This is a genomic window from Pantoea sp. X-Soil-YNGN-785 (assembly GCF_059730585.1).
Genome location: NZ_AP035943.1, coordinates 190,553 through 204,225, shown reverse-complemented (window position 1 = coordinate 204,225; position 13,673 = coordinate 190,553). Strand labels below are relative to the sequence as shown.

At 52.9% G+C, this 13,673-nt stretch carries 15 protein-coding genes; all 15 read right to left on the bottom strand.

The genetic code is table 11. The annotated features are described in order from the left end of the window. Entirely contained in the window at positions 1 to 1,410 is a 1,410-nt protein-coding gene (locus AC6I8E_RS19600) for a gp53-like domain-containing protein (RefSeq protein ID WP_497824877.1), read from the bottom strand. 61 nt (positions 1,411 to 1,471) lie between these two features. Continuing rightward, positions 1,472 to 2,134, bottom strand: coding sequence for a UCP028438 family phage-derived protein (locus AC6I8E_RS19595; protein WP_497824876.1), 663 nt, complete (start codon positions 2,132 to 2,134; stop codon positions 1,472 to 1,474). Further along, positions 2,135 to 3,262, bottom strand: a complete 1,128-nt coding sequence (locus tag AC6I8E_RS19590; RefSeq protein ID WP_497824875.1) for a baseplate J/gp47 family protein — start codon at positions 3,260 to 3,262, stop codon at positions 2,135 to 2,137. A gap of 3 nt (positions 3,263 to 3,265) precedes the next feature. Next, positions 3,266 to 3,631 (bottom strand): phage tail protein, encoded by a 366-nt coding sequence (locus AC6I8E_RS19585; RefSeq protein ID WP_337021814.1) that lies wholly within the window; start codon positions 3,629 to 3,631, stop codon positions 3,266 to 3,268. A 3-nt stretch (positions 3,632 to 3,634) separates the two neighbouring features. Next, the gene (locus AC6I8E_RS19580) at positions 3,635 to 4,246 is read right to left on the bottom strand and encodes a phage baseplate assembly protein V (protein WP_337021815.1); all 612 of its coding nucleotides are present in this window, start codon (positions 4,244 to 4,246) and stop codon (positions 3,635 to 3,637) included. Further along, complete coding sequence (locus AC6I8E_RS19575; RefSeq protein WP_497824874.1) at positions 4,243 to 5,283, bottom strand: phage late control D family protein; 1,041 nt, start codon at positions 5,281 to 5,283, stop codon at positions 4,243 to 4,245. The genes AC6I8E_RS19580 and AC6I8E_RS19575 overlap by 4 nt, the downstream gene beginning before the upstream one ends. Positions 5,284 to 5,360: 77 nt before the next feature. After that, positions 5,361 to 6,350 (bottom strand): LysM peptidoglycan-binding domain-containing protein, encoded by a 990-nt coding sequence (locus AC6I8E_RS19570; protein ID WP_337021817.1) that lies wholly within the window; start codon positions 6,348 to 6,350, stop codon positions 5,361 to 5,363. A gap of 143 nt (positions 6,351 to 6,493) precedes the next feature. Beyond that, complete coding sequence (locus tag AC6I8E_RS19565) at positions 6,494 to 7,186, bottom strand: thioredoxin domain-containing protein (protein ID WP_497824873.1); 693 nt, start codon at positions 7,184 to 7,186, stop codon at positions 6,494 to 6,496. A gap of 169 nt (positions 7,187 to 7,355) precedes the next feature. After that, entirely contained in the window at positions 7,356 to 9,638 is a 2,283-nt protein-coding gene (locus AC6I8E_RS19560; RefSeq protein WP_497824872.1) for a hypothetical protein, read from the bottom strand. Between the two features lie 69 nt (positions 9,639 to 9,707). Next, entirely contained in the window at positions 9,708 to 10,400 is a 693-nt protein-coding gene (locus tag AC6I8E_RS19555; protein ID WP_337021820.1) for a DNA-methyltransferase, read from the bottom strand. Between the two features lie 969 nt (positions 10,401 to 11,369). Further along, a complete protein-coding gene (locus tag AC6I8E_RS19550) occupies positions 11,370 to 11,753 on the bottom strand; it encodes an HVO_A0114 family putative DNA-binding protein (protein ID WP_337021821.1) in 384 nt (127 codons plus the stop codon). Between the two features lie 3 nt (positions 11,754 to 11,756). Then, positions 11,757 to 12,122, bottom strand: coding sequence for a toxin-antitoxin system TumE family protein (locus tag AC6I8E_RS19545; protein WP_337021822.1), 366 nt, complete (start codon positions 12,120 to 12,122; stop codon positions 11,757 to 11,759). A 116-nt stretch (positions 12,123 to 12,238) separates the two neighbouring features. After that, positions 12,239 to 12,676 carry a phage virion morphogenesis family protein gene (locus AC6I8E_RS19540; protein WP_337021823.1) on the bottom strand — a complete coding sequence of 146 codons (438 nt, stop codon included), beginning with the start codon at positions 12,674 to 12,676 and terminating at the stop codon, positions 12,239 to 12,241. 181 nt (positions 12,677 to 12,857) lie between these two features. Next, the gene (locus AC6I8E_RS19535; RefSeq protein WP_337021824.1) at positions 12,858 to 13,229 is read right to left on the bottom strand and encodes a hypothetical protein; all 372 of its coding nucleotides are present in this window, start codon (positions 13,227 to 13,229) and stop codon (positions 12,858 to 12,860) included. 10 nt (positions 13,230 to 13,239) lie between these two features. Continuing rightward, on the bottom strand, positions 13,240 to 13,671 hold the full coding sequence (locus AC6I8E_RS19530; protein ID WP_058776299.1) for a hypothetical protein: 432 nt from the start codon (positions 13,669 to 13,671) through the stop codon (positions 13,240 to 13,242). Positions 13,672 to 13,673: the final 2 nt, after the last annotated feature.

The following is a 13,673-nucleotide window of genomic DNA, read 5'->3' as shown; positions in this document are numbered from 1 at the left end:
TCAGTATCCTATTGCCAGCCAGTAGAAAGCCGTTTCTCCATGCCCTGCATGTAACTGAAATCCGTTAATGTCGATATCGGATACACGTGGGTTCTTTATGCTCTTACCCTGTTTGTCGCATTGTGTGATTAATGCAAGAAAACAGTTTGCAGGAAAGGTTGCGGGAAAAGCGACTTTCCCTCCGGATGACCTGTGTTCTCCTCCCTGAATAATGAGTTTACTCACCGGGTCTTTCCAGATTAAAGGAGCTTTAACCTTTTTCAGCGATGCTGACCGCGCATTCAGCCACGAATACAGACTTCCCCCCCATGTTTTGCCGGAAATGTCACCCTCGATCGTGACTTCTGCTTCACCTATCCGGAGTGGCATGTCTGTACTCAGCACGCCATCTACTTTTAGTGGTCCTTTAACCTCGCCACCACTGACAGGGATATAACGGCGATCAGACTCATCCCAGTCAAAATTCTGCAGATTATTACGCAGGATCCATGCCGTCAGAGACGCATTCCATTCAACTTCAATTTGCTGGCAGGTGCTGAGCATGCCCTTACTGATTTCCTTCGCAGCATTATCATGGACAGGATAAGCCGGCAGGTCGCTGACACGAAGCGTACAGGGCCCGGTATTCGTCGATGTTGTGCGAAAAAACAGTCGCATGCCATCATGCAGCTTTGTCACTGGCGGATGACAGACTAAGTGATAATGGTCTTTCTCCGATGTAGCCTTGCCGGTGCTTAAATCGCCCTGCCGGATCGCATTGATGAGGCCTTCTCCGGGGATAAATGGTGCGCTTTCAGCAATGTGAATCGCTGATTCCTCAACTGAAAGTGCGCCATATTCAACGGTTATAACCCATGTAGATGTATATCCCGGATCGGCAGCAGGCGTCTTCTGGTCACCTGTTCTCGCGGCTAAACCCGCTTTTAAAGTTAACTGGCAGATTCCGGACCTGACGGTGCTCTGCGGTGCACCCGAATTATCCGGTCCGCTGAAGGCTACAGAGGGGTTTGCTGCATTGTAATAAGGCAGCACAGCCGGTCCCGTATCCCTGTCGCCATAAGCCACCTGGATCAGATAATTGATGCTCTGACCGGGCATGCCCGGTGCTTCCAGTCTGAATAACCGTGGTGCGGTGTTCAGGCCCTGCTTGAGAATCGTAGCGGTGTTATCGGCGGCCAGCGTTGAATAGGGTAAACCATCAACAGGTTCCAGGGCATAGATCTGCCCTTCCCCGACCTCAATACTCATGGATGGCGGGGCAGTCGGTTTACATGCGAGCCCCTGTAGTAAGGTATTTTCACCTAACATGGCTGATGCAAGCTTAGCCAGACCAATCATGGCAAATTTGTTTGTGTTAAGCAGGTCAGTTTCGAGCGGAATCGCGCCCGGATATACAATCTGACGATCCATATAGCTTCCTGTAAAATAGCCACCTGGTGATGCCCGGACTGTGGCTGGACTGAAATTCACATTACTTCAGCTGTACCCAGACGAGCGTCCCTTCCATTTTCACTGCCGCGACAGCGGCATATATCTGTTGATCGGTAATACTTCCTGTAACCATACTTCGTGAAACATATTGTCCGCGTGAGGCGACGCTGTATCCCGCCACAGAACTGCCATAGCCCGCCACCCACGGAATGCCCTCCCCCCCGGGACGTCTGACTCTGACGAATGCCTGATAAGGCAGTCTGCGCGAGCCATAGCCTCCTGCGGTACCATAGCCTGCTGAGGGGTGTCCGTATGCGCCGGTATCGGCAGGCCGGAGGGGTTCAAATACATCAGGCTCGTTTCCGGTCAGTGCCTGAAGTAAATCTGTGATTGCCCTGCGCGTTCCCCGCTCACTGAACAGACTGACTCTGATGTGATTACGGAAGTTGTCATCAGACATCTCCGCAGGGCGCTGAAGTCTGTGACGGAAGAAATCGAATGCTGCGAGGTCAAGCCAGCCACCGGTGGCGGTGGAAAGTCGCGTCTGTGTCCGGGCATAAAGAAAAAGTGAATAACACCAGGACAGCGATACTGCACAGGCCGAAAGCGCGCCGTGCAGGACAGGGCTGCTGTCCGCAAACCAGCCTGCAGGAAGAAGTGCCTGTAAGCGGACATAGAAGTCGTTCCGATCGCCTCTGGCCATTCAGATCACCTGTACGGTACCGGGACGAATGACCTGCCTGGAGGTGGCAGCCATGTCCGCAGTCCCGCCATTCAGCGTCAGAGAAGAAACATTCGTCACCAGTGGGCTTGCGCCATAAGCCGCTTTTATCAGCTGAGTGTAGGACAGCAGTTCGCCGAGTTTCAGTCCCGCAACATACTGTATAAGCGCCGTTCTGACCTCGGTGATCCGCTCGGCGTGACTTGCCGAAACGTCGGTCGTAATCGCAAGAATAATATCCGCTCTGATAACCTCAGGCGGGAAAACGCTGAAATTAACAGTAAACCCCCTCACGGCATCAATTACGATGGAAGCCCTGTTAAGGAACGCTGCCGGTGGCTGGCCGCTTCCGTCATCGACAACAGCATAGAAATAGCCGGGCTGAGGCGTACCGTCCCAGGCACTATTTTCCGTCAGGGTATAACTGACACCATTCTGCAGATTGCTGATGGCAAACCCGACAGCCGCTCGGGTAGCTTTTGACAGTGAGGCTATCCAGAGCGCAAATCTCACCCGGTAACTGTCATCACTTTCTGCATCTTTACCGTTAACAAACGCATCTGTGTTGGTAACCGTATCGACATACATAATCGAACCTGAGATAACCGTGATGGTGCAGGGCTGCACATTACCCGCTGCACCGCCGGTATCTGCCAGTACCGGTACAGCAAGGGAGCGTGCGCCTGCGGCAAGCACATAACCTGACCGGGAGGCGTCCCAGGCCTTGATTCTGCGGTCTTCAGTGACAGAGTAATGGCGGGTTCCGTCTGCTGAAGTTACCTTCGCGCCTGCAGGGATCAGGGCCTGATGGGTTGCCGTAAAGCGTCCGAACGTTACCAGTCCGGTAGCCTGCACGGCAGAAAGGCGCGGAAAGCTGAAGTCCGCCATCCAGCTGTCGAGATCTTCACCGGAACATGTTGCGGCGCGGGTCGTCACCAGCAGCTTTACAATCAGCTGCTGGATCCACATGGCCACACCCGCATTCGACTCCGCCAGCGACCGAAGAATGCTGCCAATGGAGAAATCCACCAGCTTCAGTGCCCGGGCCTGTATCGCTGTGACCTGTTCACCCACAAGCTCGGTGAAGGATTTAATATTGAGGCGTGCCATGACTTACCTTGTGATATCGAAAGTGAGAGATTCCGGAGAACCGGTCATGGCATCCGTGTAAGACACTGAAATACTGATACCGCCTTCAATGGATATCAGTTTCACAACCGGAGGGGGGTCGGATGCCACGGCCTTTTCCAGTAACATCTGGCCGATGATGAGTGCCCTCCACTCGCCGGGCTCTGCGGTTTCGCCGATTTTTTTTCCGAGTCCGGCACCGTATTCCGGATGAAAAATATAGTCGCCAGGATTGGTCAGCAGCCGCCGCAGGATGCGCTGCTTTGCGCGGTCACTGCCGGAAGCCGTGCGCAAATCGCCTGCTGAAGAGGAGTCGAGGTCTCCACCTGTGAAGTGATAGAGGTCGTGCATGATTTATTCCTGCAGAGTGGCAGACATTTTCTGTTGCGGTGGGGCGGTAAAATTGCCCTTTCCTTTTTCGAGATGTGTATGGCCGCCATAAACAGTGCGGATGCGGTGAACAGTGCCATACAGCCCATTGTTGTCGCGGATGTCTTTAATGACCGTCAGATTGCCGTCCATCCGGACATCACCGCCGGTAAAGTGGTGTGCCGGTGCGTCATAGGTGAGTTTATCCTTCGCACTCAGCAGAACTTCCCCGCTGTTAAGAAACTTCAGCAGCGACCCGCTCCGATGTACCAGCCAGAACTCACCGGACGGTGGTCCCGGACAGCGATCCGTATCGTTATAGAACTGTCCTTCTGCCATCCCTGCGCCCGGCAGACCGGAATCAAATCCCACTTCCGCTACTGCGCCGATCACCGGCCCTGCTGCCAGCCCCCAGCCATTACCCGCCCACGGCGTACTGAGCGGTATCCAGCCGGTTTCCTCACCGGTCGGCTGAAGCTGAACTTTCACTGCATAACTGACCGGGTCGTAGGCGGTGATGATGCCCTGACGGGTCCCGCTTACACCTGCAGCGGACTGGCGGGCTGTGGCCGCCATGACATTCAGCAGCGCTCTCACCGTCCGATGTCCAGTGCCGGGCTGTGGTTTTTGCCGGAGATATGCATTCTGTAGCCTGTTTCCCAGCTCAGCGTACGCCGTACCCGATCACAGTGATAAACCTGGTCAAACGGGCTTTTGGTGCCTTCAATACGTATGTATGTATCAGGCATGAGCAGATTGTCGCCCGGTACAGAACCGCTGAACGTCATTTCATGCTGAACGATCTGGCTGTAGATCGACCGGGCCAGCTCAAAAGCAGCGGCGGGGGTTAATCCGTTTCGTATCACGCGATAGACCTGATTTTCGGCTATGGCTTTGCCCGGTCGGGCTCCGTAGGCCGGCCCTGGATAACTTGCGATAAACTGCCTGTTCTTCAGCTTTGCATTCCAGCTCAGGACTTCCACCGTTACCCCTTTTGAAATGGTCAGTGCACGTGAAAATGACAGGTCATCAGAGACATTGCACCGCGGATACCCCTGCTCACCAGGCGGCTGCCAGCGGATAATATAGTGTCCATCACTGGCAGGTGCCCGCCCCGGTTCGAAGTGAAGGTTTTCACCCTCCACATAAACTGAAAAGTTTTCAATCGCTGCGAGCCCGGTAATGAGGTCCCATTCACTCTGCTCGCCGGTCAGATGTGTTAAATCAATCTGGTAATATTCGCCAACACGCTGTGTCGTCGCTTTCACAACCGGTGTCAGGCCATGACGCTGCGCAAGTGCGGAGGCTATCTGTGAACTGGTGAGGTTTTTAAAGCTCTCGCCCGCTGTTTTCGCATCAATCAGCCTTGCGGTGTAATCGCGCCCCTCTGCTGTGATTTCAAATCGCGCCGGTTCGTAATGCCAGGTATCGATATTGCCGGTAATGTGTTTTTTTTCATCAATGCCTGCCGGGGTCACGCTTGAGATAAACAGCTCAACCCTGATGGTGGTCTGCACCGCCCACCAGCTGAGCAGCTGCATGGCGGGCGGCAGCGCTGAAATCGCCAGCGTCAGCTCAAACGTGCCCGCGCCGCGAAACGCATTGCTCTCAATGCTGAAGGATACAAATGGCACACTGATGCCGTTTAAAAGACAGCGCCCGCTGACGTGCCGGGCACTGGATGCTGTTATGGGATGATAAACGTCCATCGCTATTGCCTCGGGCTGGCGGGTATCTTCAGCGTGTGAATGCCGCTCAGCTGCGGATCGGCCAGGTCATTGGCATCAGCGACGCTGGTCCATAAAGAGGCGTCTCCATACTGCTCTGATGCCACCTGGTAAAGGTTGCCGCCCGACAGCGTAACAGCCTTTATTCCAGCGGCAGACTGCCCTGCCCTGACGTTTTTATGCAGTCTTCCCAGCACGTCCTGAATGCGGTAGAGAGCAGGAATGCGGGTCACGTGGTCTGACTGAAGGAGCAGATTACTGACGGTTCTGGAGACGGGGTTGCCGGGTACCAGTCCGCCCAGTGAGGTGATGTCACGCGCTGCAGCTTCAAGCAGCGCCAGCTCATGGTGAATGATATTCCGGGCAGCAATCATCAGCCTGACAACGGCCTGTACCTGCGCGACCGTGGCATGTGCAAAGTCGGTGACCTGCTTAACAGCCTGATGCAGGTCTTTAACGGTCTGCGTTACGGCATCAATATTAATCAGATCAGCCAGACCCAGTGCCCGGCCCAGGTCACTGTCAATCAGTTCCCGCAGTGCGCCGGTAAGAGCATCCACTTTCTCTGGCGAACCCTCATTACGGACGACTGCGACTTCAATGGAGTACGGGCGACGCCAGATCAGCTTATAGACCGCTCTGAAAGCCGTGATGACCACCGTGAAACGGTAATCATCAAGCGTCAGCAGTACCGGGTGCCCGGCATCACGCATCCGCTCCAGTGCACTGACGCGTGCACCTGCCTGAGCTCCTGTGATGATGCCGGACCAGGTGAGTGGCTCATATTCGGTGCCCAGCACATCAATGACCCGCCTGCCCCCAATAAGCTGATGCTGTACGGTCTTCTGCCTGCCATGAATGGCAACCTGCTCAGGCACTTCAAATTCCATAAACTCGAAGTCGCCCAGCATCAGACGGGTTACAGTCGGATCGATACCCTGTGCGAACTGTGACAGTGAATTAAGAAATGACATACCGGGTGTGCCTGTCTGAGGGGCCACTGAAAGTAAGGGGAGTAATCTGCAGGCTCAGCTGTGTGCTCTGCAAGGGCATGGCTCATGGGGAAGATATCCCCGGACATCCATTTAGCAGCTAAATGACGTGCTTACTTTGGTGGTTACTGTGTTCTGATTTTGTGCTCTTTCAGGACGGTGAGATGTTTCTCGTTCCTGATATCGTTCAGGGCAATTCTGACAGCGTCTTCCAGGGCCTCATAACTCACCGGGCCCTGCAATGTTTTATCCCCGATAATGGTTGCCGGTGTGCCTGGCAGGTGCAGTACTTTCAGAAACTGTTTGTTCACATCGATGATGTGCTGGGTATCAGGCCGGTACATGCTCAGTTTCATACCGGCGGCTCTGTAAGCTGAATAGATACGCACATCGTCAGCCATGCCCCTGTATGACATCAGCGCATGATGAAACGCATGGAATTTTTCGGGCTGCTCAATCCAGACCGAAAGTGCCCGGCGCGTGACAGCAGTAGATGATTCCGGGCCCCATGAAAGCAGCTTGTAGGTGACGGCGATACGGGGATAAGCCTTCAGCAGTTTTTCCAGATTACCGTCAACCTCTTTGCATTCCAGACAGTCATAGTTAGTGAAACTTACTACCGTCAGTTCCGGATACGCTGCACCCACTCTGGGCGACAGCGGGTCGTTCAGCAGTTTATTGTGAATCAGCACCTCTGTCTGTGGCGAACGCTGAGGCTTTACAGTTTCCACGCTGGCTCTGACCAGCGCTGGGGGTACCTCTGATGATGCCTGCCCTGTGCCCATGAGCATCAGCATTAAAAAATAATCTTCGAGCATATCCCATACTCCCGGATGACTTTATGGCAGCTGCTAAGGCTGAGAATGAGGAAGTAAGCATGCCCGGCGCGACATTCAGAATCCTGAAAACCGGCCGTCCTGAGAGCATCTGTTGCAGATCGGGCAGACAGTGCTGCCAGCCGCATTAAATGAACGAATCAGTATGCCGTCAGGGCAGTGAGAGGCTGCCAGCCTGACCGGGATACACCATCAGCATGGTCGGATCAAAGTTACTGGTGGACGCAGGCGCTCTGGCGGCCTGTTTACTGATACCGCTCATGACGGTGGCCACCAGGACCTGGCGCCCTTCATGCGTCATGAGAAGGTTAACGGGCTGCAGTGCCTGGCCGCCGGTCACTGGCGGTATGGGCGGATACTGTCCGGTTTTACGATACGTCTGCTCCCGAGCGTGTTGCCGGTCGAAGTCAGCCTGAGAAGGCATCCATGGCTTGTAAATGACTCCGTTATCCCGCGCATTCTGCCGGGCCAGCCTGTCACGCTCGGCCATTTCACGGCTCTGCGAGACCGTGCTGCCAGGGTACAGTGCGGCCAGCGTTACAGCAGATATAATGCCCGGCAGCCCGTTAAGCGCGGCGGTGAGGCCGGTCAGGCCCGTGGTAGCACTTCTGCCAGTCAGCAGGTCAATGCCCCAGCCTGCCAGCTTCAGCGGTGTCAGCAGTGCCCCTGCCGCATGTTTAATTACCCAGAGCCCGCCACTGATGCCTGCAAGCCCGGTTACGGCCATTGCCGCCTGCCCCGCAAACTTCGCCATCTCAGGATGCCGGTGTGCGATATCTGCCATCTGCTGAAGAGAGTGCGTGAGCGTGTCCAGCCCCTGCGTGAACGTGTCCAGCAGGCCGCCATCTTTCCCCATCACCCGCTGCAGGTTCTGCCATTTCTTGTGAAAGTCGATCGCTTTGCCGTTATAGGTGCTGCCGACCGCGACATAAGCATCATTCAGCCCGCGCGCAATGCCGTATGCGTCGATACGGTGGTGGATGGTCTCAAGCTGTTTGTCGATGAGACTGAACATCTTGCCGCCGGTCCGCCCGAATATCAGGGCGTTCTCACGCTGCTTCTGTTCTTCGGTGTAATGGTGCCTGCGATAGAGTGGCAGGATGACGTTTTCATAGTATTCGACAGGCGACTGGCTGAAGAGCTGCGCGTTGATAAGCGGATTGCCCCGGAAACGCTTCACCCCGCCCAGGCTGTTAAGTTCAATCTTACTGGCATCCCAGATGCCCATCGTCATCAGGTCATGCGTGACCTGATTGGGCAGCTTTATAATCCCGTTTAAACGGTTATAGGCCGTCATCAGCGCATCACCTGCAGCACTGCCCTTCAGTTCACCGATAATCGGCTCCAGCTCAGCAAACAGGGCTTTATTGCTCAGGTTAAAGGCCGAGGTCCCCGCTTTAGCCATGAACTGGCGGTACTGCGTGAAATCGACATTGCCGCCTGAAGACTGAATGGCGCGAAACGCTGCGTCCATCAGTTCATTAAAGCGCTCCGGGCTTTTCAGACCGCCCGCCGTCTCGGTGAAGCGCAGCATGTCCATCTGCTTCGCCGTGGTGGCCTCTCGCTGATGCTCATCCAGCCCGCGTGAGGCGAAGTTGATTCGCGCCAGCACCGGTGCTGCCAGTTTTGCCGCGCGCAGCTGCTCCTCCACGGACTTTCTGCCGGATTCGCTGAAGACACCCTGCGCTTCCACCAGATATTTCAGCATGTCAGTGGCCGAGGAACCACGAACCCGCGTGGTTTCGGCGAAACGCAGTGCTCCCTCTGTTGCCGCCTGACCCATGCCGAACTGCCTGAACTTCTCCGTCATGGTCTGGTAGCGGGCCGCCTCATCAACAAAGCCTTTCAGCATTCTGAAACCCAGATAGCCGGTGGCCAGATTGGTCATACCGTCTGAAAAGGAGCCTCCGCCAGGTGGCCGGCCATTGCCGCCACCGTGGCCAGAACCGCCGCCGCCCCAGCCGCCCGGGGGCACACCGTTATGCCAGCCATGCCACCAGCCACCCTGTCCTGAAGGCGGAGGCAGTGCAGGTCTTCCGCCACGGTTGCCATATCCACCGCTGCCGCCTGCAGCTGCGGCACCCGCGGCCAGAACGGGCAGCATCATGGCGGCACCAAAGCTTCCCGCCGCCAGTGGCGCATGCCGGGAGGCACGGTTGATGCGCTGCGTCTGGTCAGCTATCTCACGGATGGCACCGGCATATTCACGCGCCCCGCGGGACGCACCTGAGAACTCATTATTGAGGGAGCGATTCAGGGCCCGCAGTGCGGAGGTTGCCTCACGGGCCGCACTCGTCAGTGCTTTAATGTTCCGGGTGATGGTGACGAACTTCTTATTAAGCTCAATCGCATCATGACTCACCTGCAGCAGGTTGCGTGTAATCTGGTCATCCAGCGCCAGCCGCACGGCTACGCGGTAAGCCTGAACATCCATGGGAACCTCAATTTACCGGCATAAAAAACCCGCCGTAGCGGGAAGTGTTTATAAAAAACTTTTAGAATCTTATTTGAGTTTATCAGTGAGTTGAGGCCCTTTTATGTTATTAGCTAGTCTTTTCTGGAAATAGTCATGTGCCGATGAAGAAATATCGTTACCTAAAAAGCAACGTTCAAGTTCAGACGCAGCAATTAATGCCGATCCCGAACCAAAGAAAGGATCACACACAGACTCACCCTCAATAGTGCTTTGTTCTATAAGGACTTTTAATAGCTCTACTGGTTTTTCTGTCGGATATCCACGCATTACCCGCTTAGCATCCAGTATATCCGGAATGCCTAAATTATTGAGCTTACGCTTACCTTTTTCAAAAAAAAGAATAAACTCATATTTTGCTCTGTAATGATATCCCATTCCAATAGCCATTTTATTCCAAACAATTGGTTTCCAAAATTTGAATCCAACTTTTTCAGCAGCTGGCTTTAAATGAAACATCGTTTCTTGGTCGCAGAAAATGTACATGTGCCGATTGTTCTTCAACACACGGTACATTTCAGTCAGTAGCTCATCAAATCGGCTGTTTGGAAAAATGGCAAACCACTCGTTGCTTGACGATTTGCTAACTTTCAGACGAGTTGTTGTACCAATCTTGCGATGTTTTTCAAGAGATTCATAAGGTGGGTCAGTTACTACGAGGTCGACACTCCCGGAAGGGAGTGTTTTCAACCATTCAACTGCATCTAATTTTTCTAAAAGCATTAAATTTTCACTGTGTTACACAATCTCTGTTGGGTGAGATCGACCGGGGACGATTGTCCTGTATCTACACCACGGCAGTCAACACAATAGCTTTGAGCTCCATCTGGGTTATTCGCTGTAACACGAGCTTCAGTTGTGCCAAAGTCCTCAGGATAGCGACGGAAAATATGCTGCCCTCCTTGAGTAGTCGAACATAAAGGACAACTTTTATGCTTACCATCAAGTGTCCAAATTCCACGATTAAGTGCTTTCCCGCAACAACTACAACTAGCCATTCATAACTCCTCAGCTATATGAAAACCTATAAATAGGATTAATCTTAGAAGTTATATTTATCATTCATTAGCAATAAATAGTCAAGGGTTAAAATATATATAAGTGAACCTCTATCAAAGAAAGATTAAGTAATTGATACTTATACCTTTAATAACAGTTGGCTTTTGATGATTCTTAGTTAAGACATCGGAACCATCAATTAAAATCACTTAATAGCTCACGTTTTGAGCACTGGCATCTTGATTAAAACGTTAAAACTAAACCCTGCTATAGGAGCCATACAATTATTTCAACGGCTGTTGTGCACTGCTAGAGGTGAAAAGATGACAGCAGCAAGATTACGCATTACATATAAATGATCACAGCTCACTGCCGATGCTAAGAAACATAAAGCTTATGGAGAATTTCTAATGGAACAGCCCAAACCCCTCGCAGCACTGTCCTTAATCATCTGGTTTCTAATGTTCATACCTTGCTTTCGCATGGCTCAGAAAGCTGGTTTCGGATGGAAGATGGCGCTGTTGCTCTCATGCCCGTGTATCCATTTCGTCATGCTCTACTTTTTTGCTTACAAGAAGTGGCCGACTGCGCCTTATCGATAATCACTGTTAGTGGACTTAGCGTGACGATATACAAGACATTAAAAACCCGCCTAATGGCGGGTTCTGTTTATCATGATTTTAATGGTGAGAACTAAGCGGCTTTAGGCCCAAACTTCACAGTAAACTCCTGCTTTACCTGAATATCAAAATCAGTGAAAAGTGCTACGGGTTTAACTCCACGCCCCTGCTTTTCGAGACGAACAAATCCTCGTGAGCTAAGGGTTTTTAGAGTTACAGAAAGATTACTTTTCTGGCGCCCAGACATCTCAGCTAGCTCTGTGATTGACTCTGGCTTTTGATCTTCCATCAGTCGCAGAAGTTCAATATTCTCATTACTCAGGACTTGAGCCAGTGAGTTTACAGATGTAAACCACACTTTTGGCTCTCCCGGCTCAGGTTTGTACTCGCCTTTTACGATAGCAAGCATCCTTTGACGGATGTGCTCTTCAGGCATCACACCAATAAGAGCTTTCATATTTTAACCTCGGTTTTCTCGTTGCGCGATGACTTCATCTGACTTTACGAAGAAGTCTTCAATAAGCTGCGCTGCAGACACAAACTCGTAAGGATACCCTTTATCATGTGGGGTACGATGCATGTGGTCATAGACCATCCGTCCTGAGTAACAGCCTTTTTTAGGCAGTTTTATCCCATGGGCGTTGTCTATACCAAAGACACGAGTGTTGTATTTGTCATGTAGCGTTAAGCTGTAACGTATCCCATGAGGAATGAAAGATGTTGGCTTAACTTCCCAGACCTCAACTTTCCACCAATACCCATCATCCCGGTATACTGTTGATCCATGTAGTGAAAGTAAATAGTCTAAACCGTCATCTTTTTCCATAAGGGCTTCCGTTAATGTTATGACCTAATCATAACTATAAATGCAGCGATGTCAAACGAAGCCGAACTAACTCGAACGAATTAGCACATACGATAACCTTCTTAGCTCTATAGCCTTCAGTAAACCTTAAATCCACTTGAAAAAGCCCCTTCAATTGCTTCTATCAGCGGATCAATCTTCCTCACATATGCTGGTCCAATGAAAGGCCTTGGCGGAATGTGGCTTGTGCCCACTTCCTGCCACAGCCCGATTTCACTCTTGGTCCCGACTATGGCTGCCAGACCAACCACTTCACTTTCGATTGAGTCTCTGAGTTCGCCTGAGCGCAAAAGCGGTTCGTCTTCGCTGTAACCCCGGCGAACGCGGTCGGCTTTGGTTGATTCAGCCAGCGGTGCCCAGGCATCAAAGGGCCCGTAAGCGGGCTGGTATATGCCGATTTCTTCCTTCGCCGTTTCCTCAATCTCTTTCACGATGACGCGGAAACTGGCCTCCAGCCCGGTAGCGATGGTGGCTGAGGCAGACGACAGCTTACGCGCAAACTGCTCAAGGTCCACTACTTACCCTCCTCCCACTTTCGTGTGCTCCAGTTGTAAGTGCCACCCTCAAGCTCGCCGATGACCACACCCATGGCAATACGCTCATGGGGCATAAGTACTGTCAGGCCCGGGAAAATCACGCTGAACGGAACCCCGGCTTTCATCAGCCAGCACTGGTTAATAAACCCGGGGTTCTGCGCTAGTTTTTTGCGGCGGTCGCCGTGGCCTCATCGTCCTCGTCTTTCGACCTGGCGCGCAGGCTGGCACTGACCGCTTTAAGCCCGCTTTTGCCCAGGATAGCGAGCATGCTTTCAATCTGCTTCGGGTTTAGCGGCAACGGGTATTCGTCGCCGTCAATGTCAGCCACAGCAGCCGCCGGAAAGGCGTACATGTTCATGTACATCACGTTGATGGCCATCTCAGGACCGACAGCAACCGTCAGGCGGGATTCCTGCACCGGATCGAGCTCACGCAGGGTGATGACGCGCCCGCTGGCATCACGGACCTGGTCTGATTTAACCGGCGATTCTGCCACGGCGGACGGGGTTTCATGCACTCTGACCTGCACCATTGTTTATTCCTCAGTTCACTTTTTTACGGCGGTTCGCCGTCCATGACAGGGTCTGGTTCACTGTCTTCTCGCCCTGCTTGTTACCGGCATCGGTGAGGTGAAACGACACGCCCTCATAGCGGTATACGCTGATGGTGCCGTTTGCCTCGGTGATGGTTTCGGTGATGGTGCCGCGGGGCTGATCGATGCCGTTGTAGTAGTTGTCTTCCCACCGGGCCCAGAAGTCGTCGAGCGTGGCATCCATGCGTTCAGCGGAGATGGTCCCATTCCAGCCGACGGGGATCTGCAGTTCGTCAGTAATGCCATTGAGTGGCGTGATTTTATGGGTTGAGACCTGCGGTTTTGAGTCAAAGCTTATGATTTTGGGAATACGCAGTTTTCCCGTCGGCGTGTTGATATCGACAGCAATATCACGCCCGACGGTATAGCCAAGGGTTGGCATGG